The organism is Anaerofustis sp. NSJ-163 (genome assembly GCF_024135845.1).
Taxonomy (GTDB): Bacteria; Bacillota; Clostridia; order Eubacteriales; family Anaerofustaceae; genus Anaerofustis; species Anaerofustis butyriciformans.
This window is the reverse complement of sequence record NZ_JAMYJV010000006.1, coordinates 74,683-95,406: the sequence shown is the minus strand read 5'-3', so window position 1 is coordinate 95,406 and position 20,724 is coordinate 74,683. Positions and strand designations below refer to the sequence as shown.

General features: G+C 30.4%; 21 protein-coding genes. 9 read left to right on the top strand and 12 right to left on the bottom strand.

All coding sequences use genetic code 11. The features are described from left to right. Positions 1–22: 22 nt before the first annotated feature. The 4 genes from M6G78_RS08955 to ftsE form a co-directional block, all read right to left on the bottom strand. Positions 23–1,231 (bottom strand): murein hydrolase activator EnvC, encoded by a 1,209-nt coding sequence (locus tag M6G78_RS08955; RefSeq protein ID WP_253230198.1) that lies wholly within the window; start codon positions 1,229–1,231, stop codon positions 23–25. An 85-nt stretch (positions 1,232–1,316) separates the two neighbouring features. Then, complete coding sequence (locus tag M6G78_RS08950; protein WP_253230197.1) at positions 1,317–2,477, bottom strand: murein hydrolase activator EnvC; 1,161 nt, start codon at positions 2,475–2,477, stop codon at positions 1,317–1,319. Positions 2,478–2,488: 11 nt separating this feature from the next. Beyond that, positions 2,489–3,418 carry a permease-like cell division protein FtsX gene (gene ftsX, locus M6G78_RS08945; RefSeq protein WP_253230196.1) on the bottom strand — a complete coding sequence of 310 codons (930 nt, stop codon included), beginning with the start codon at positions 3,416–3,418 and terminating at the stop codon, positions 2,489–2,491. After that, the gene (gene ftsE / locus M6G78_RS08940) at positions 3,387–4,067 is read right to left on the bottom strand and encodes a cell division ATP-binding protein FtsE (RefSeq protein ID WP_138268227.1); all 681 of its coding nucleotides are present in this window, start codon (positions 4,065–4,067) and stop codon (positions 3,387–3,389) included. The genes ftsX and ftsE overlap by 32 nt, the downstream gene beginning before the upstream one ends. 316 nt (positions 4,068–4,383) lie before the next feature. Between ftsE and M6G78_RS08935 the strand changes: the two genes are divergently transcribed. Then, positions 4,384–5,085, top strand: coding sequence for a response regulator transcription factor (locus M6G78_RS08935; RefSeq protein ID WP_253230195.1), 702 nt, complete (start codon positions 4,384–4,386; stop codon positions 5,083–5,085). Beyond that, positions 5,060–7,096: a HAMP domain-containing sensor histidine kinase gene (locus tag M6G78_RS08930; RefSeq protein WP_253230194.1), complete on the top strand. Its 2,037-nt coding sequence runs from the start codon at positions 5,060–5,062 to the stop codon at positions 7,094–7,096. Before M6G78_RS08935 ends, M6G78_RS08930 begins: the two co-directional genes overlap by 26 nt. Before the next feature lie 27 nt (positions 7,097–7,123). On the opposite strand, the gene M6G78_RS08925 is transcribed toward M6G78_RS08930, so the two are convergent. The 6 genes from M6G78_RS08925 to glmU all read right to left on the bottom strand — a co-directional run bounded on the left by M6G78_RS08925 (position 7,124) and on the right by glmU (position 13,606). Further along, a complete protein-coding gene (locus M6G78_RS08925) occupies positions 7,124–8,728 on the bottom strand; it encodes a CTP synthase (RefSeq protein ID WP_253230193.1) in 1,605 nt (534 codons plus the stop codon). Positions 8,729–8,738: 10 nt separating this feature from the next. Beyond that, entirely contained in the window at positions 8,739–9,410 is a 672-nt protein-coding gene (locus M6G78_RS08920; RefSeq protein ID WP_253230192.1) for a TVP38/TMEM64 family protein, read from the bottom strand. Next, the gene (locus tag M6G78_RS08915; RefSeq protein ID WP_253230191.1) at positions 9,410–10,345 is read right to left on the bottom strand and encodes a transketolase family protein; all 936 of its coding nucleotides are present in this window, start codon (positions 10,343–10,345) and stop codon (positions 9,410–9,412) included. Before M6G78_RS08915 ends, M6G78_RS08920 begins: the two co-directional genes overlap by 1 nt. Continuing rightward, positions 10,345–11,181 carry a transketolase gene (locus M6G78_RS08910; protein ID WP_371922840.1) on the bottom strand — a complete coding sequence of 279 codons (837 nt, stop codon included), beginning with the start codon at positions 11,179–11,181 and terminating at the stop codon, positions 10,345–10,347. The genes M6G78_RS08915 and M6G78_RS08910 overlap by 1 nt, the downstream gene beginning before the upstream one ends. A 5-nt stretch (positions 11,182–11,186) precedes the next feature. Further along, positions 11,187–12,140: a ribose-phosphate pyrophosphokinase gene (locus tag M6G78_RS08905; protein WP_138268220.1), complete on the bottom strand. Its 954-nt coding sequence runs from the start codon at positions 12,138–12,140 to the stop codon at positions 11,187–11,189. A 104-nt stretch (positions 12,141–12,244) separates the two neighbouring features. Next, positions 12,245–13,606, bottom strand: coding sequence for a bifunctional UDP-N-acetylglucosamine diphosphorylase/glucosamine-1-phosphate N-acetyltransferase GlmU (gene glmU / locus M6G78_RS08900; RefSeq protein ID WP_138268219.1), 1,362 nt, complete (start codon positions 13,604–13,606; stop codon positions 12,245–12,247). 113 nt (positions 13,607–13,719) lie between these two features. On the opposite strand from glmU, the gene M6G78_RS08895 reads away from it, so the two are divergent. The 3 genes from M6G78_RS08895 (at position 13,720) to M6G78_RS08885 (ending at position 15,203) form a co-directional block, all read left to right on the top strand. Then, complete coding sequence (locus tag M6G78_RS08895; protein WP_138268218.1) at positions 13,720–14,211, top strand: peptidylprolyl isomerase; 492 nt, start codon at positions 13,720–13,722, stop codon at positions 14,209–14,211. A gap of 31 nt (positions 14,212–14,242) precedes the next feature. Next, entirely contained in the window at positions 14,243–14,932 is a 690-nt protein-coding gene (locus tag M6G78_RS08890) for a formate/nitrite transporter family protein (protein WP_256476328.1), read from the top strand. A 100-nt stretch (positions 14,933–15,032) separates the two neighbouring features. Continuing rightward, positions 15,033–15,203 carry a YjzC family protein gene (locus M6G78_RS08885; RefSeq protein WP_138268216.1) on the top strand — a complete coding sequence of 57 codons (171 nt, stop codon included), beginning with the start codon at positions 15,033–15,035 and terminating at the stop codon, positions 15,201–15,203. A gap of 136 nt (positions 15,204–15,339) precedes the next feature. On the opposite strand, the gene prmC is transcribed toward M6G78_RS08885, so the two are convergent. Continuing rightward, positions 15,340–16,176, bottom strand: coding sequence for a peptide chain release factor N(5)-glutamine methyltransferase (prmC, locus tag M6G78_RS08880; protein WP_138268215.1), 837 nt, complete (start codon positions 16,174–16,176; stop codon positions 15,340–15,342). Between the two features lies 1 nt (position 16,177). Beyond that, positions 16,178–17,311, bottom strand: a complete 1,134-nt coding sequence (locus M6G78_RS08875) for a class I SAM-dependent RNA methyltransferase (protein WP_138268214.1) — start codon at positions 17,309–17,311, stop codon at positions 16,178–16,180. Between the two features lie 184 nt (positions 17,312–17,495). Between M6G78_RS08875 and M6G78_RS08870 the strand changes: the two genes are divergently transcribed. From M6G78_RS08870 to M6G78_RS08855, 4 genes are read left to right on the top strand one after another with little or no spacing between them, the layout of a single operon-like run. Then, the gene (locus M6G78_RS08870) at positions 17,496–18,710 is read left to right on the top strand and encodes a S41 family peptidase (RefSeq protein ID WP_253230189.1); all 1,215 of its coding nucleotides are present in this window, start codon (positions 17,496–17,498) and stop codon (positions 18,708–18,710) included. Positions 18,711–18,726: 16 nt separating this feature from the next. Beyond that, on the top strand, positions 18,727–19,374 hold the full coding sequence (locus M6G78_RS08865; RefSeq protein ID WP_138268212.1) for an HAD-IA family hydrolase: 648 nt from the start codon (positions 18,727–18,729) through the stop codon (positions 19,372–19,374). Positions 19,375–19,397: 23 nt separating this feature from the next. After that, positions 19,398–20,045, top strand: a complete 648-nt coding sequence (locus tag M6G78_RS08860; RefSeq protein WP_138268211.1) for an HAD-IA family hydrolase — start codon at positions 19,398–19,400, stop codon at positions 20,043–20,045. Positions 20,046–20,061: 16 nt separating this feature from the next. Then, complete coding sequence (locus tag M6G78_RS08855; protein ID WP_138268210.1) at positions 20,062–20,718, top strand: HAD-IA family hydrolase; 657 nt, start codon at positions 20,062–20,064, stop codon at positions 20,716–20,718. Positions 20,719–20,724 lie beyond the last annotated feature (6 nt).

Below are 20,724 nucleotides of genomic sequence, written 5' to 3'. Positions count from 1 at the left end.
AAGAGGTTTTAAACCTCTTTTTTTATAACCAATTTCTTGGATTTTGAACTACTCCATTGGCATGAACTTCAAAATGACAATGAGGACCTGTTGCCCATCCTGTTGCACCTCCGTATGCAACAACTTGTCCTTTTTTTACTGTTTGCCCAACAGATACTGCGGCTCTTGAGTTATGAGCTAATAAAATAGTAACATGTTTTCCGTTTATTTTCCCGCAGTCAATAGATATTGCAATTCCATATCCATCGCCATAATCAGAAGCTCTTGTTATTTTTCCACTTGCGGGAGCAACTACTTTATCACCATAGCTTAAACCTATATCCATTCCTGAATGGTATTTTTCATATCCGAATATTGGATGAATTCTCCAGCCTTGTTCGCTTGTTACAGTGTAATTTCCTGGTGTAGGCCATAAAAGCTTGCTGCTTGAACTGCTTGAAGAACTTCCCGAAGAACTGGAACCATCATTTTTATTACTGTTTGTATTTTCTTCATAAACAGTATCTGTATCTGTTGCGCTGTCGGCAGATAATTGATTACTATAAGATTCCTGTTTTGCTTCAAGGTTTTCAATTTCTTTCTTTAAGCTGTTTATATCACCATTTACATTTTGTAAATCTGCATTTTTAGCAACTTTAACCAAGTTCATTGTTTGCTTGTTTTTTTCTAAATTAGAAACTAATGTGTCAAGTTCTTTTTTATCAGATGCAACTTGATTTGTCTTTGTATTTATTTCACTTTCAATCTTTTCAAGTTCAGAAATAATATTTTGGTCATAACTTACAAGAGATTGTATTGTTACAATTCTGCTTATTAAATCAGAAAAACTCGTTGAAGAAAATATTAATTCAAGATATCCGGTATTTCCGTACATGTACATTGTTTCCATTCTTTCAGAAAATAAATCTTGATATTTTACTTTCTTATCTTTTGCTTTTTTTAAGTCTTCTTGTAATGTTTTAAGCTCCTTTTCAAGACTTGTTTGTTTTTCTTCTTGTGCATTAATTGTTGTTGTAAGCTCGCTTATTGCAGTTTCATAATCACCAATTTCTGTTATCAAAATATTAGCGGTATCTTCTTTAGAATTTAGCGTTCCCTTTTTTTTGTCGATTTGTTCTTCAACTTCATCTAATTTTTCTTGTGTAGTTTTAGCACTTACATTATTTGGTAAAAATGTAACAGAAACTATTATTGATAAAATTAGTGCAAAAGAAATAAATTTTTTTAACATTTTTCCCCTCCGCTTTTAAAGGCGTTTTAAGGGGTAATGAATTTATTCAAAACCCCTTTTTATTTTTATTTTTATATTTATAATTTTAAATGTCTACGTAATTAAGTGGATCAACTGCATAACCGTTACAATATACGGCAAAATGTAAATGCGGTCCTGTCGAAATACCTGTACTTCCGCTATATGCAACTACTTGACCTCTTGAAACTTTTTGTCCTGTCGATACTGCCAAAGAACTGTTATGTGCAAGTAGAACTGTAATATGATCTCCTCCTATATTTCCGCAGTCTATTGATACTGCATAACCATATCCGCCGTTCCATCCTGAATATGTAACGACTCCATTTCCAGGTGATAATACAGGGGTTCCCGTACTTACTCCAATATCAACCGCGCCGTGATTTGTACTGGCACCTGCGGTAGGCTGATCTCTATATCCGAAATAACTGGTTATATAATAATTCCCCGGTGTTGGCCATCCGAGGGCCCCTTTTCCGGTTCCAGAGTTATAATTATTGTTTGATGATGAACCGCTTTGAGCAGCAATTTTATTGTCAAGTTCTGATTTCTTTTTTTCAAGTTTTGCAATTTCTGCATTTAAATCATCAATATCTCCATTAACATTTGTTAGTTCTGCATTTTTTGCAACCCTTAATGTATCCAGGCTTTCTTTATTTTCTGTTAAGTCAGCAATGACTTTTTCCAACTCTTCTTTGTTTTTTGCAATTTTTTCTGTTTTAGTATTTATTTCATTTTCAACTTCTTGAAGTTCTTTTACTATGCTTTGATCATAGCTTACAAGTGATTTCACTGTTGAAACTTTACTTATTAAATCGGAAAAACTTTTAGAAGAGAATATTAAATCAAGATAACCGGTATCTCCATACATATACATTACTTCCATTCTTTCTGAAAGTAAATCTTGATATTTCTTTCTTTTCTCTTTTGCTTCTCTAAGTTCTTTTTGTGATTTTTCTAATTCTTTTTCAATTTCTTCTTTGTTTTTTTCTTGTTCATTAATTTTTTCTGTTAAATTAGAAATTTTTGTATCATAACTTTCAATTTGATTTTCCAAATCGCTTGCGGTATTTTCTTTGTCTTCTAAAGAATCTTTTTTTGTATCAAGTTCATCTTCAACTTCATTTAGTTGTTGTTTTGTGGTTTTTGCATTTATTATATTTGGTGAAAATACCAAAGTAGTAATAAAAGCCATTACCAAAATTAAGGGAATTATCTTCTTTTTCATGTCTATCTCCTTTATACGTCTAAGAATTTTCTAATTGAAAAAGCGCTTCCTGCAGCTCCTATTATAATTCCATATACTATAAAAAGAATTGTAACTTCCCCCATAATAAATCCAGGAGGTGCTATGCTGCTTCCTATAGGAAGTCCCGTACCACCGCCTTGAATAAAACCTACCACATAATAATAAATATTTCTTATTATTAATATTGATACACTAGAGCCCAGTAATCCAAGTATGCTTCCTTCTATTAAGAATGGAAATCTTATGAACCAGTCTGTTGCACCAACGTATTTCATAACGGTAATGTCATTTCTTCTTGCATAAACGGTCAGTTTGATTGTGTTATAAATAATAAAAATACTTACAATACTTAAAACTATAAAAATAATTATGCATACTATACTTGCCATGTCGTTGAATTTAAGCAAATTATCAACAACTTCTTCGCCGTAAACAACATCTTTTACGCCTTCTATATTTTTTGAATATTCATACATATCTTTTAGTCTTGTAGAGTCTGTAACTTTTACTATATAAGATGCAGGTAATGGATTATTTTTGCCCTCATATCCATTTAACAGATATGATTTATCTCCAAAGTCTTGCTTGAAATTAGTTAGAGCATCATTTTTTGATTCATAAGTTACACTTTTGCAAAGTTTACTGCTTTCAAGCTGTGTTTTTATTTGACTTAATTGAGTATCATTTAAGTTGTCATTAAGATAAACTTTTATTTCAAGGTTATCTTCAATGCCTTGTGTCATATAATTTAAATTAAGTGCAAATACTAAAAATACACCGATTATTATAAGTGCGGCAACTACTGATAATATAGAAGCAACACTCATTAATGAATTTCTTTTTATATTTTGAAAGGAATCTCTTATAAAAACCTTTAAAGTTGATGGTTTAATGGCCGTATCCTCCTTTTCTGTCTCCAATTACTACTCCGTCTTTTAATGCTATAACTCTTCTTTGCATAGCATCAACGATAGTTTTATCATGTGTTGCAACAAGTAAAGTTGTACCTCTTTTATTAATATCATGAAGAAGTTTCATAATGCCAATTGAGGTTTGTGGATCTAAGTTACCTGTAGGTTCATCGCAAATAAGTATTTTAGGATTGTTTATAATACTCCTTGCAATTGCAACTCTTTGTTGCTCTCCACCTGATAATTGGTTGGGATATTTTCTTGCTTTATCTTTAAGTCCTACCATTCTAAGAACGTTTGGAACTCTTTTTTGTATTTTGCTTTGTTTATGCTGCATAACTTCCATTGCAAAAGCTACATTTTCATAAACAGTTCTGTTTTCAAGAAGTCTATAATCTTGGAATACAACTCCAACATGACGCCTTAAGAATGGAACTTGTTTGCTTTTTAGTTTATTTAAATCATAACCTGCAACGGTAATTTCTCCTGTTGTAGGTGCAATTTCTTTTAAAATTAACTTTATTAATGAAGATTTTCCTGCGCCGCTCTTTCCTATAACAAAAATAAATTCGCCTTTGTCAATGTTGATATTAACATCTTTAAGAGCTGGATTTTCTCCGCCTTCATATATCAACGATACGTCTTTTAAAGTAATCATGTTTACTCCTGTCCTGTTTTTTTGAATACCAAAAATACACATCTAATTTTTTTAAGAATTTTATTAGACGTTTATTTAATCATTATAACATAATTTGTTACATTATCAATTAAATTGTCGAATTTTAATAATTTTGAATCGGTAATATATTCCAAAAAATAATAAAATGAAATAAAAGTGAAAAATAAAAAAAGTTAAAGTGAAATTCTTTTGAATTTGAAATTATAAAATATTAATAAAATATTAATATTTTTCCATAATCAATATTAAAAATTTTGTTTTATAATCATATCAAGATTTCAATAGGAGATATAAAATGGACACATATAATATTTTAGTTGTAGATGACGATAAAGAAATTGTAAAAGCAATAAATATATATCTTTCAAATGAAGGCTATAACATATTTGAAGCTTACGATGGTTATGCTGCTTTGGAAGTAGTAAAAAAGGAGGAAATTCATTTGATTGTATTGGATATTATGATGCCGAAATTAGACGGAATATCAACACTAACAAAATTAAGAAAAGAAAAAAATGTTCCAGTTATTTTTCTTTCCGCAAAGTCAGAGGATACTGACAAGATAATAGGACTAAATATAGGTGCCGATGATTATGTTACAAAACCTTTTAATCCATTGGAGCTTATTGCAAGAGTTAAATCATTAATAAGAAGATATACGGTTTTAGGTAATATGACAAAAGCTGAAACGAGCAATATTTTAACTACGGGAGGTTTAAGTTTAAATACAGAAACAGCACAGGTTTTTATTGATGGGGAAGAGGTTAAACTTACCAGTACAGAATATAAAATTTTAAAATTACTTATGAATAGACCTAATAAAGTTTTCTCAATTGAAGAAATTTATGAAAGCGTATGGGGTGAAATTTCTTATATGACAGATAATACCGTTGCGGTTCATATTAGACATATAAGAGAAAAAATAGAAATAGACCCTAAAAATCCAAAATATTTAAAGGTGGTGTGGGGAATTGGATATAAAATTGAAAAATATTAGAAAAGATAAAACATTATTTAGCCAGGTTTCTATATGTTTAATAATGTTTTTATCAGTGTTGATAATGATAAATTCTTTTGCTGATATAATTAGTAATCGTTCCTATGAGGTAGTAAATTCAAATGGATATTTGAATTCTTCCGAATATGCATCTCAGCTTGATAATCTTCATGCAAATTTAAATAACAGTATTTATTATCAGTATTATCAAGTATATGTTGATAATTCCGTAAAAGATAAAAATGCTGAAATAAAAAAATTATCCACGACCCTAAGGTCTTCAATAAAACTTAACACAATTGAAAACTACGGGGCAGAGGTTTTATATTTTATTGTTGATAATAATAACGGAGAAATTTATACAAATACTACTTTAGCATCACTTAAAACCTTTGAAAGTAATTATAAGAAAAAGGGATATACTTTCATAAATACTACCAATAATGCAACAGATGTTTATATAAATAATGTCCAAAAGTATATAAGTGTATCATATAATCTTTCAAATAATTTTGATATGAATAATGCAGATAATTATTTTCTAAGAGATGTTGTAAAACCTCCTACCGTTTATGTTGCCATAAGCCATGATTTTAGTGAAGACGGATACTTTGGTTCAAGTTTAAACGATTATAGAAAAAATGCCTATATGAACATATCTAATTTTATTTTCTTTTTGATACTTTCAATTGTTTTATTTAAAGTTATAAAAGATAAATTTGGGTTAAAGGAAACTTTTGAAGTTTTAGGTAAATTATTTAATGATACATTTATTGAAATAAGAATATTAATTTTACTTTTTGTTTTAATGAATATAAATGCTTTTGAATTTAAAATAGTTCTTGTTATTTTTGCAATTCTTATAATTTGTGCTGTTAAATATGATTATACAAATATTATATCTTGCAGTTTATATAAATATATAACAAGTTCATATAAAACAACTAAGGTTAGAGCAAATTTCAGTAAAAAAGTCCGCTCAAGAATAATAGGTTCAATTACCAGATGTGTTATATCAGGAGGACTATCTTTTATAATTTTAATTTTGCTTATTGTAGGAATGGGATATTATAGCGATTTAATGACAGGATTTTTCTTTGCCTGTTTAATATATTTATTATATTCCATTGTTAAGTTATATGTTTATTCCATTAAAAGCATAAGAGATATAGATGAAGTTTATTATTACATAGAAAGTTTAGGAGAGGGAAGTCTTTATACTGATATACATTTAAATGACGAAAGTTATTATAAAGAAATAGAATATAATTTAAACAGTCTTAAAGAGCATATTAAAAATACCGTTGAAGAACAAGTTAAAAGTGAAAAAATGAAAAGCGAGCTTGTTACAAATGTTTCCCATGATTTAAAAACACCACTAACTTCTATAATAAACTATGTGGACTTAATGAAAAGAGAAGATATTAAGCCTGATAAAGCAAAAGAATATTTGGAAATTTTAGATAATAAATCTCAGAAATTAAAAAAACTGGTAGAAGATATCTTTGAAATATCAAAAGCATCCAGCGGAAATATTAAATTAAACAATAGTGATATAAATTTAAAAAGCATAATAAACCAAAGTATTGGAGAATTTAGCGATAAAATCGAAGAAAATGGATTAACAGTTAAAGTTGATTTTGAAGATGACTTTGTTGTTAATACTGACGGGGAAAAACTTGGAAGAATCCTTGAAAATTTAATTCAAAATGCAGTTAAATATTCTCTTACGGGTTCAAGAATATATATAGATCTTAAAAGACAAGAGAATAAACCTTCTATAATTATAAGCAATATTTCAAATTATGAAATGAATTTTACAAGTGAAGAAATATTAACAAGGTTTGCAAGAGCCGATAAAGCCAGAGATTTAGAAGGGTTTGGACTTGGTTTATCAATCGTACAGAGTTTTACTGATTTAATGAATATTGATTTTTCCATATCCATTGATAAAGATTTATTTAAAGCAAAATTAGTATTTAATGATGAAAATATGAAAAAGACCGTTTAATATAACATTAAACGGTCTTTGATTTTATTACTGTACACTATTGTTTAGTGCATGTTTGACAAATTCTCTGAATAAAGGATGAGGTCTGTTAGGTCTGCTTTTAAATTCAGGATGAGCTTGTGTTGCTACATACCAAGGATGGTCTTTTATTTCTACCATCTCAACTAATAGTCTATTTGGTGATTGACCGGAAATAATCATTCCTGCTTCTTCCAATCTGTCTTTATATTCGTTATTTACTTCATATCTATGACGGTGTCTTTCAGAGATATGTTCTTCTCCATATGCTTCATAAGCTTTTGTACCTTCTTTTAAATCACAAGGATAAGAGCCAAGTCTCATTGTGCCACCTTTTTTATCAACATCTTTTTGTTCAGGCATTAAATCTATTACAGGATTTTTTGTGTTTTCATCAAATTCGGAGCTTGTTGCATCTTCTATTCCAAGAACGTTTCTTGCAAATTCGATAACAGCAACTTGCATTCCAAGGCAAAGTCCAAGGAAAGGAACTTTATTTTCTCTTGCATATTTACATGCAAGCATTTTACCTTTTATTCCTCTTGTTCCAAATCCACCTGGAACGATAACTCCGTTTGCATCTTTAAGAATATCATTAACGTTTGATTCATTTATTTCTTCTGAATCTATCCAGTCTATTTCAACTTCTGTCCCATTTTCTATTCCGCCATGATATAAAGCTTCCGCAACAGATAAATAAGCATCTCTTAAGCTTACGTATTTACCTACAAGAGCAATTTTAACTTTCTTGTTCATTGATTTAACTTTATCTACTACTTTTTCCCATTCACTTAAATCAAGCTCTTTGGCAGGAATATTTAAGCATTTTATGACGTAATCTGCAAGACCTTCATCTTCAAGTGACATTGGTACTTCGTATAGAGTTTCAGCATCATAGTTAGGAATAACAGCTTCTTTTGGAACATCGCAGAATAAAGCAATTTTTTCTTTGATTGATTCGCTTACAGGAAGTTCGCTTCTTGGAACAATGATATTTGGTTGAATACCTATGCTTCTAAGTTCTTTTACAGAATGTTGTGTAGGTTTTGTTTTAAGCTCCATTGCTTTTCCAAGATATGGAAGAAGAGTAACATGAATGTACAATACTCTTCCCGGGCAATCGCTTTTCATTTGTCTGATTGCTTCAAGGAAAGGCTGGCTTTCTATATCTCCAACCGTACCGCCGATTTCACTAATAACAACATCAGCACCTGATTCTTCTCCTGCTGCTTTAATAAAATCTTTAATTTCGTTTGTAATATGAGGTATAACTTGTACTGTTCCACCAAGGAAATCTCCTTTTCTTTCTTTAGAGATTATTGACCAGTATATTTTACCTGTAGTAATATTACTCTTATTTGAACAATTAATGTCTATAAATCTTTCATAATGTCCAAGGTCTAAGTCAGTTTCGGCACCATCTTCTGTTACAAATACTTCCCCATGTTGGAAAGGAGACATTGTACCAGGGTCAAAGTTTAGATATGGGTCAAGTTTTTGAATAAAAACATTAATTCCCCTTGCTTTTAAAAGTCTACCTAAGCTTGCTGCTGTGATGCCTTTTCCTAGTGATGAAACTACTCCACCTGTTACAAAAATATAATACGGTTGCATACTTTACTCCTTACTCATCTTTTATATCATCTTTTATTATTTTGTTTCTAAAAAAATATATTATAAATAATATAATACCATAAACAATACTTATTGCAACTAACAATTTATAATCTTTTCCCATTATTCCTGCACCAAGAAAAGTTGGGAAAATTATTCCCGGAGTTCTTCCTAAAAATAAAAAAATAAGAAACTCTTTATATGTTAAATTACTGCTTCCGGCAATTAAACATAAAGCATCATCAGGAAAAAATGGTAATAAAAATGCAATAAATAATGTAAGTTTACCTTTTTTACCGGACACTATTTCTAAGTAGTGATCATAGGTTTCTTGTTTTACAAACTTTAACGCAACTTTTTCACTAAAATGTTTTCCAAGCATAAACATTACAATGCTTCCCAAATAAATGGCGCTTGAATTAAGTAAAAAGCTGTTAAAATGACCAAACAACCCGCCTCCAACCACTCCAAGAACATTTCCCGGAATGAAGGCCATAATAACCTGTAAAAACTGCAAACTAAAAAAAACAAAAGGTGCCCATATGCCAAAGCTGGAAATGAACTCCTTTAGTTTTGTAGGGTCGGTAAAGAAACCGTACCCTACTTTGTCTATAACGAATATACATAAAGCGATAATAATCAAAGTTATTATGGATACTTTAGTAATCCGTTTTTTGTCCATTATTTTCTACCAACAGCTTTTTTAGCAGCTTCGATAATGTCTGGAGTATCGATGTGGTATTTAGCAAGTAATGCATCAGGTGTACCACTTTCTCCAAATGTATCTCTTACTGCAACGTATTCCATAGGAACTGGGCATTCACTACTTAAAGCTTGAGAAACAACGCTTCCAAGACCACCATAGATAGAGTGTTCTTCACATGTTACGATAGCACCTGTTTCTTTAGCAGCTTTAATTACAGCATCTTTATCAAGAGGTTTGATAGTAGCCATATTGATTACTCTTGCGTTGATTCCTTCTTTAGCAAGTTCATCAGCAGCTTCTAAAGCTTTTTGAACCATGATACCGCAAGCGATTAATGTAACATCGTTACCTTCTTTAATTGTTGCAGCTTTACCGATTTCAAATTTATAGTCATCGCCGAATACTACTGGAGTAGCAGCTCTTGCAAATCTCATGAATACAGGACCATTGATTTCAACAGCAGCTTTAACAACTTGTCTAGCTTCTGTATCATCAGCTGGAACGATAACTGTCATGTTTGGAAGAGCGTTCATTAAAGCGATATCTTCTAACATTTGGTGAGTAGCACCGTCTTCACCTACTGTTAAACCAGCATGAGTTAAAGCAAGTTTAACATTTAAGTTTGGATAACATACAGCGTTTCTTACAGCATCATAAGCTCTACCTGTACCGAATACAGCGAATGTAGAAACAAATGGGATTTTACCTGCAAGAGATAAACCTGCAGCTAAACAAACCATATCTGTTTCAGCAATACCAGCATTAAAATGTCTTTCTGGGAAAGCTTTTTTAAATACGCCTGATTTTGTAGCACCTGCTAAGTCAGCATCTAATACAACGATATTAGGATTTTCTTTACCAAGTTCTGTTACAGCGTTTCCGTAAGATTCTCTTGTAGCAATTTTACTCATTATTTCCAACCTCCTAATTCTTCAATAGCTTCTTTAGCTTGTTCTTCACTAGGAGCTTTTCCATGCCAACCTACTTGGTTTTCCATGAATGAAACACCTTTACCTTTTACTGTTTTACAAACAATTACGCTAGGTTTTCCTTTACAAGCTTTAGCTTTTTCGTTTGCTTCTCTAAGTTGATCAAAATCATGACCATCTTCTACATTGATTACATTGAAACCAAATGCAGCAAATTTTTCATCAATTGGATATGGAGACATAACATCTGTTATAGGTCCATCAATTTGTAAGTTGTTGTTGTCTACATATAAGATTAAGTTATCTAATTTGTAGTGGCTTGCAGCCATAGCAGCTTCCCAAATTGAACCTTCTTGGATTTCACCATCACCACATAAGCAGTAAACTGTTGAATCTTTTCCGTCAATTTTGTTACCAAGAGCAAGACCAACAGCAACAGGGAAACCTAAACCTAAAGAACCTGCAGTCATATCAACGCCTGGACATTTATGAATAGCTGGATGTCCTTGAAGTCTTGTGTTGATTTTTCTAAATGTTTTAAGTTCATCTCTTTCGATGATTCCTTTTTCTGCAAGAGCAGCATATAAAACAGGCGATGCATGTCCTTTACTTAAAATAAATTTGTCTCTGTTTGGATCATCAAGATTATCTTTATTGATGTTCATAGCTTCAAAATAAAGATATGTAACGATATCAGCACTTGATAAAGATCCGCCTGGATGTCCACTTTGTGCAGCGGCTACTTCTGTAATAATGCCAACTCTGACATTACTAGCAATTGTTTTTAAATCCATAATTTTTATTTCCTTTCGTTTTATATTTTTTATGAAAAAATTGAACTGATAGATTTACCTGTATGTATAATCTTAATTGCTTTTGCTAACAGCGGTGCAACAGATAATACGGTAATCTTGTCAATTTTCTTATCAGATGTTAATGGGATAGTATTTGTTGCTATTAATTTGTCAATAGCAGAATTTTCAATCCTTTCCACAGCTGGTCCTGATAAAACAGGATGTGTACAAGCACAAATTATTCTGTCTGCTCCAAGTTGTTCTAAAGCATTTGCAGCTCCAACTATAGTTCCTCCCGTATCTATCATATCATCAATCATTATAACTTTTTTGCCTCTTACTTCACCGATAACATTCATTACTTCCGCAACATTATCTTTAGGTCTTCTTTTATCGATGATTGCCAAAGGTACGTTTAAATCTTCGGCTAATTTTCTTGAACGTTTTACGCTTCCTGCATCAGGTGATACAACGACTACATTTTCCATTGATTCATTTTGAGATTGAATGTAATTTGCAATGATTGGTCTGCCGAATAACCTATCAAAAGGTATATTAAAGAATCCTTGAATTTGATCAGCATGTAAATCAATTGATATTACTCTGTCTGCTCCTGCTGTTGTAAGCATATCTGCAACAAGTCTTGCGGTAATAGGAACTCTTCCTTTTTCCTTTCTGTCTTGTCTTGCATAAGCATAGTATGGCATAACAACAGTTATTCTTCCTGCCGAAGCTCTTTTTAATGCATCAATGATAATTAATAATTCCATTAAATTATCGTTAACCGGCGAACAAACCGATTGAATAACAAAAACGTCCCTTCCCCTTACAGATTCATTAATTGTAACATTAATTTCTCCGTCAGAGAATTTTCCGATTTTTGCTGAACATAGAGGTAATGCTAAATTGTCTGCTATTTCTTGTGCTAAAGCCTTATTTGAATTACCTGCAAGTAAACAAATGTCTGAAAAAGATTCTATCATTTTCTACTCCCCATAAATTATATTTATTTAAAATAGTTTTAAACTATTTATAAACACATTATAACAAAATTTTATATGTTTTTAAATTGTAAATCTAAAATTTATTATTTTTTATAATCTTTTTTTATAGTCTGTCTGCTTCTTGCAATGGCAAGAGAGTTCTTTTCCACATCATCTGTTAAGGTAGAACCTGCAGCTATATATACATTGTCTTCTATTGTTATAGGAGCAACAAGATTTACATTACATCCTACAAAACAGTTGTTTCCTACTTTTGTTTTATACTTGTTTTTACCGTCATAATTTACAAATACGACACCGCATCCTACGTTAGTGTTTTCTCCGATTTCACCATCTCCAACATATGTTAAATGGCTTACTTTTGTGCCATTTCCGATTGTTGAGTTTTTAACTTCAACAAAGTTGCCAAGTCTTGTACCGTCTTTTATATCGGCATTTGGTCTTAAATGTACATAAGGACCTATTTGGTTTTGGTTACTTACCTTTGCATCTGTTATTACGCAGTTATCTATTTTATTTTCGTCTCCAATACAGCTGTTTTCTATTCTTGAAGCATATATTTCGTTTCTTTCACCGATGATACTTCCTTTTTTAATTATTGTATTTGGATAAATTACTGTATCAACACCGATTTTAACGTTTCTGTCAATGTAAGTTGCTTTTGGATTTATAATTGTAACCCCTTCAAGCATATGTTGTTTATTTATTTCTTCTCTTAAAAGTTCCTCACATTTTGAAAGCTCATATCTGTTGTTTGCTGCTTCAACTATACTGCTTTCTTTTGCGGCAAATGCATCAACGTTATAACCGTTGTTTTTGAATATTTCAATCATATCTGTAATGTAATATTCTTTTTGAGCATTGTTTGTTGAAAGTTCATCCAAATGTTTTAATAGTTTTTCTACATCAAAAATGTAAGTACCTGAATTAACTTCCTTTATATTTGCTTGTTCTTCATTTGCATCTTTTAGTTCTACGATTTTTTCAAGTCTATCGTCTTTTCTAACTATTCTTCCATAGCTTTTTGCATCATCTAATATTGCAGTTAGAACGCAAAGATCCAAGCTGTTTTCATCTGTATAATTTATAAAATCATTTATTACGTTTTTATTGATTAAAGGAGCATCTCCGCAAAGAACAAGGATTTTACCTTTCTTGTTTTTTAGAAAGTCTTTTGCCATCATTACTGCATGACCTGTTCCAAGTTGTTCTTCTTGAAGATAATAACTGTATTTTTCTCCAGTAACTTCTTTAACCATATCGGCTTTGTATCCTACTACTACACCTATATCGTCAATATTTGCTTCTTCAACGTTTAAAATTACGTGTTTAAGTAAAGTTTCACCGCATATTTCATGTAAAACTTTTGGTTTTTCTGATTTCATTCTTGTGCCTAATCCTCCTGCAAGGATTAAAGCAGATACATTATTATTTTTCTTTTCCATATAATCACCCAACCAACATTATAATAAAGAAGTTGAAAAAAGTACACAAAAATTTTAAATTTGTTTTATTTATTTAATATATATGGTAAAATACTCCTTACAAAAAGAAAGGAATGGTTATTATGACAAAAGCTAAAATAGAAATGGAAAACGGCGGAGTAATGGTTGTTGAATTATATGAAAATATTGCTCCTATAACATGTGAAAATTTTATTAATTTGGTAAAAGATGGATTTTATAACGGATTAATCTTTCATAGAGTAATAGAAGGTTTTATGATTCAAGGAGGATGTCCAAACGGTAATGGAATGGGTGGCCCTGGGCATACAATTAAAGGTGAATTTGCTTCAAACGGAGTTGAAAATAATTTAAAACATGAAAGAGGCGTTATATCTATGGCAAGAAGCATGGATAAAAACTCTGCAGGAAGTCAGTTCTTTATAATGCACCAAAATGCACCTCACTTAGATGGTGAATATGCTGCTTTTGGTAAACTTACTGAAGGTTTTGATGTTCTTGATGAAATTGCAAAAACTCCTACAGATTATATGGATAAACCTCTTGAAGAAAGAAAAATAAAGAAAATAGAAATAATAGAAGAATAATTAACAAAGTTCAGTGATATTTCACTGAACTTTGTTTTGCAAAAATAAAGAGGTAAAAATGAGTAAAAGTAGATTAGTTGTATTTATATATGCAGTTTTAGCAGGAATTATGATAGGAATTGGTGGATGTGCTTATTTATCTATGGAAAACCATGTAATAGGTGCGTTTCTCTTTTCCGTTGGACTTTTTAGTGTTTGTACTTTTGAGCTTAACTTATTTACTGGAAAAGTTTTGTATTTATTTGAAAATGATAAAAAGTATGCTTTTAATTTAATAATTGTTTGGATTGGCAATTTTATTGGAGCATTTTTGCTTGCTAATATGATTAAACTTACAAGATTTTTTAATACTCCTGGCTCAACTGTCAATCTTTATGAGAGTGCCGTAAATCTTTGTAATACAAAGTTAAGCGGGAATTTGCTTAGCTTATTTATTCTTGCAATACTTTGTAATATTCTTATTTACATAGCAGTTGACGGTTATAAAAGCAATAAAACGGAAATAGGTAAATATTTAGGGCTTATATTTGGAGTTATGGGTTTTATACTATGTGGCTTTGAACATAGTATTGCCGATATGTTCTATTTTTCTGTTGCCGGAATATGGAATGTTAATACTTTTATTTCAATTTTAGTAATAACTTTGGGTAATAGTATTGGCGGACTTATTTTTCCCGTTTGTAAAATAATAAAAGAAAAAAGTGAAAGGAAGATATCTTAAGGATATCTTTTTTTTGTAAATTTTAACATCATATTTTTTGAATAATTAACAAAAATTGATGAAAAATAATATCGAGAATAAATTATGAAAGGAAAAGATTATGAGTAATTTATATAAACCCGGTACTGATGATTTACCTGCAGGTGAATACAGAGAAGTAGAAAAAGACGGTTCTTATATTGAAAATGGAAGAATAGTCAATATAGAACAAGGGGATAGACTTCCACCGACAGGCAAAAAAGGCAGACGTTGGATGAAAGAAGAAAACTAATAATGTGTTTGTTTTATTATTTATATTTTTCTGAAAAGAATAAGATTAAAAATATCACTATAAATTTAAGAAAGTTTTTTATTAATATAAGTGTTATGTTTTGTGATATTTTAAAAAGACAGCATTTAGCTGTCTTTTATTTTTTTGCAATTATTGTTCTGTCAAAACCTGCAAGATCTTTGATTATTTCTATTTCTTTGAATTGTTTTTTTTCTAAAAGTGTTTTTACATCTTCACCTTGGTCGTAACCTATTTCAAAAATAATGTAGGAATTATCTTTTAAAAATTTATCTGCATCATTTATTATTTTTTTATAAAAGTAAAGCCCGTCATTTCCTCCATCCAAAGCTAAAATCGGTTCGTATTTTTTTACGTCATCTTCAAGGGTTTTAATAACATCGCTTTTGATGTAAGGTGGATTTGAAATTATAATATCGAATTTTCCTTTTACATTTTCATATAAGTCGCTTTTTATAAAATTAACTTTATTTTCTACATTATTATATTTAATATTTTTGTTGGCAACTTCAATTGCTTTTTCATTTATATCTACGCCTAAAATATTTACATTACTTAAATATTTTGCTATGGATATGCTTATGCATCCGCTTCCAACACCAATTTCTAAAATATCAAGTTTTTTATCTTTAAAATTATTTATAACATATTCTGTTATAATTTCTGTTTCTGGACGAGGTATTAAAGTTTGATTATTTACAAAAAATTCAAGTCCCATGAATTCCTTTACTCCTGTAATATAGCTGAAAGGAACATGTTTACATCTTTTGTTAACCAGTTCTTTATATTTTTTTAGCTCATCGTCATTTAAAGATTTATCTAAATTTGTAATAAAGTATATATCATCTTTTTTTAGTAGAAATTTTAAAAGATATTTTGCTTCGTTTAGTGAACCTGGAATATTATTTTCTTCAAGTTTTTTACTTGCTTTCATAAGAGCTTCTTTTATTATCATTTTACTTATTTCCTTTATTTGGATAATATTGATATAGGTAACAAAGCATGTTGCCGTTAAACAGTTTTCTGTTTTTATCCGCTTTTTTCCCAAAGTGCTTTTGGAAAAGAGGATGTGCGCAAAGTACAAATAATTTCCAATCTTCCAAGTTTTCATATACTTTGCCAAAATCTTTATATAATTTTATTACTTCTTTTTCTTCTCCGATTCTTTCGGCATAAGGAGGATTTACAATCATTGTTCCGTTTTTCTTCTTTGATCTGAATTCTCTCATATCCATTTTTTGAAATGCCACGGCATCATCAACACCTGCTTTTTTTGCATTTTCATTTGCTACTTTTATTGCTTTGTAATCTATGTCGTTCCCAAGTAGCCTTATAGGAGCAGGTACAATATTTTCTTTTGCCTGTAATTTAATTAGATCAAATTCTTTTTTATTAAAGTCTTTCCAGTTTTCAAAGGCAAAATGTCTGTTAAGTCCCGGAGCAATGTTTTTTGCTTTCATTGCTGCTTCTATTATTATTGTTCCGCTTCCGCACATTATATCGCTAAATGGTCGGTCTCCTCTATATCCGCTTAGTTCTATTATTCCGCTTGCCAATGTTTCTTTTAAAGGAGCTTTTAGTGCGTTTTCTCTGTATCCTCTTTTATGAAGACCTTCTCCGGAAGTATTTAAAAATAAACTTACTTTATCTTTTTTTATGTTTACGATTATTTGATAATATGCTCCTTCTTCGCTTAGTCTTTTTGTATGATATTTATTTTTCAGTCTTTCTACTATTGCTTTTTTTATTATTTTTTGTATGTCTCTTTTTGAATAAAGTTTTGATTTTACCGTTGTTATTTTTGTAGGATTAAATCCTGCATTTTTATCAAAAATGTTTTCCCAAGGGTAATCTTTTGTTTTGTCAAAAAGTTCATCAAAAGAAAAAGCATCAAAGCTTGTAAGGAAAATAAGAACTCTGTCGGCACATCTAAGATGAAGATTTGCTTTCATCATGTCATTGCGGTTTCCTTTAAAATATATTTTCCCATCTTCAACTTTATCTATATCATATCCTAAATCTATAATTTCTCTTTTTAATGCTCTTTCAAGCCCAAAAGTGCATGTAGCAACTATATTTAATTTATCCATTTGAAATTTCCTTTTTTATAAATTATCAAAATAAAGTGTATCAGAAAAAAATAAATTTTTAAAGTGATAAAATGATTATTGTATATTTCAAAAATTAAAAATCAGGTTTTTATTTTTAAATGTTGATATTAAAAAAGTGATGACATATAATATAGTAGTTAAATAGACATAAAGGAAAGTAAATATGGAAAACAAAAAAAATAAAGGTAAAATTATTGTAATAGCCGTTGTTATGAGTTTGCTTATTATAACAAACCTTCTAACATTTCTTGTAACGGCATCATGTAATATGGCAATTGGTAATAAAGTGCTTATAAACACTCCAAGTTCTAAAAGTGCAAAAAATATCACAAAGTTGATTGCACTGGAAGAATTAATACAGGAAGATTATTATAAAGAATTAGACGAACAAGATTTATGGGATTATGCATTTAAAGGTCTTGCAAAGGGTACAGGAGACTTGTATACAAATTATTATACTGAAGAAGAGTTTGAAGAATATACTTCGGAGCTTGATAGTGAGTTTTACGGTATCGGGGTACAAATAATGAACAATGAAGACGGTGCAGTCTTGGTTGATTCCGTATTCCAAGGTTCTCCTGCCGAAGAAGCCGGAATGAAAGCCGGAGATATTATTATAAAAATTGATGACTTTGATTCATCAAACGTAAGTGTATCAGAAGCCTCAAACAAACTAAGAGGGAAAAAGGGAACAAAAGTAGATGTTGTTGTTTTAAGAAATAATAAAGAAGTAAAAATGACAATAACAAGAGATAAAGTTAAAGCAACATACGTTAGCGGAAAAATGATTGATAATATGGGATATATTAGAATCAGCGAATTCTCAAGTGATGTTGCAAAGGACTTTAGAACTTATTATGACAAATTTACAAGTGAAAATATGAAAGGTCTTATTATTGATTTAAGGGATAACCCGGGGGGCCTTGTAAATGAAGCTACTGATATAGCTAATATTTTACTTAAAAAAGATATGACAATTATATCTACGACAAATAAATCTGGGGAAACTCAAACGGAAAAGGATACTACTGACGAATATGCAAAAGTTCCTGTTGTAGTTTTAGTAAACGGAAATTCTGCATCTGCTTCAGAAATATTATCTTGTTCTTTACAGGATAATGAAATGGCTACGATTATAGGTGAAAAATCTTATGGAAAAGGAATTATCCAAGAAGTAAAACCTCTTAATGACGGTTCTGGAATTACAGTAACAATAGACGAATATTTAAGCCCAAAAGGACATCAAATTCATAAAAAAGGTATCACACCTGACGTTACAGTTAAAGCTAATAGCGACAAAGCAATAAGTAAATTAACGCTTGACGAAGATAATCAGTTACAAAAAGCGTTATCATATTTAAAACAACAAATAAAATAATAAAAGGAGAAGTAATATGGGATACAAATACGTAATATTTGATCTTGACGGAACAATCGTAGATTCACAACTTGGCAGTTGTAAGGGGTTCCAAGGTGCACTTAAAGCATACGGAGTAGAAGAAAGTTTGGAAAATATAAAGAAACTTTTAGGTCCTCCTTTATCTAAAACAATTATAACAAAATACGGTTTTAGCGAAGAAGACGGAAAAGCAGCAATGAAACTTCATATGAATTATCTTAAAACAAAAGGTATTTACGATGCTCAGTATTATGATGGAATGTTTGAAATGCTTGATAAGCTAAAAGAAAACGGCATTAAAATAGCCATTGCTACAAATAAACCTGAAGAAATTTCAATAAAACAACTTGAACATTTAAAACTAAAAGATTATTTTGATTTTATAGTTGGTAATAATGAAGAACAAACAAGAGGAACAAAAGCAGAATTTATAAAAATGGCTATGGACGCTATTGGCGTTAAGGATAAAAAAGAAGCTGTTATGGTAGGAGACAGATACAATGACCTTGAAGGCGGCGTTGAAAATGGACTTGACACAATTGGTGTAACTTATGGATATGGTTCAAAAGAGGAAATAGAAAATTGTAAACCTACTTACATTGCAAACACACCTCTTGAAATAGCAGATATTGTATTAAACTAATAAACATTAAATGAGGTAATAAAATGAGATATAAATATGTAGTATTCGATTTAGACGGAACAATTTTAGATTCACATGAAGGTATTTGTAAGTGTTTCCAAAAAGCACTTAAAGCATACGGAGTTGAAGAAAGCGTTGATAATATTAAAAAACTTTTAGGTCCTCCACTTTCAAGAACAATCATAACAAAGTATGGTTTTAGTGAAGAAGACGGTGCAGCTGCAATGAAAATACATATGAAGAGACTTAAGGAAAAAGGTATTTATGAATGTAAAATATATGATGAAATTCCTGAAATGTTAAAGACTTTGTATGATAATGGCGTAAAAATGGCAATTGCTACTAATAAACCTGAAGAAGCATCTGTTTTACAATTAGAACATTTAAAACTTGCAAAATATTTTGATATTATTGTTGGTAATAACTGGACTCAAACCAGAGGTTCAAAAGGCGATTTTATAAGAATGGCTATGGACCATATGGGTGTAGAGGATAAAAGTGAAGTTTGCATGGTAGGGGACAGATACAACGACCTTGAAGGTGGTGTTGAAAATGGACTTGATACAATTGGTGTAACTTACGGATATGGCTCTGAAGAAGAAATTGTTAATTGCAAACCTACTCATATTGCAAAAAAACCTTCTGATATTGCTGATATTGTATTAAATTAATAAAATATATGATAATATGAAATTTAAATATCTGATATTTGATTTGGATGGAACTATTTTGGATTCACATGAAGGTCTTTGCAGGTCATTTCAATCAGCACTTAAGGCTTATGGCATAGAAGAAAGCATTGGCAATATAAAAAATCATTTAGGTCCTCTTTTATCTGAGACGATAGTAAAAGTTTACGGTTTAAGTAAAGAAGATGGAATTGAAGCTATGAAACTTCATAGAAAAAGACTTATGGAAAAAGGTATTTATGAATGCAGTGTATATGAAGGAATTCCTGAAATGTTAAAAACTTTAAAGGATTATAATGTAAAACTTGCTATAGCTACAAATAAACCTGAAGAGGCTTCTGTTTCTCAGTTAAAATATTTTGATCTTATAAAATATTTTGATGTTGTTGTTGGAAATAACTGGGATGAAAATAGAGGAACAAAAGGTGAATTTATCAAAATGGCAATGATGGAAATGAAAGTAAATGATATAAGCAGGGTATGTATGGTAGGAGACAGATACAATGATATTGAGGGAGGTAAAGAAAATGGACTAAGTACCATTGGTCTTACTTACGGATATGGTTCAAGGGCTGAACTTGAAAAATATAAACCTGACTATATAGTTTCTTCTCCTATGGAAATATGTGATATCGTATTAAAAAAAGGAATGTAAAACATT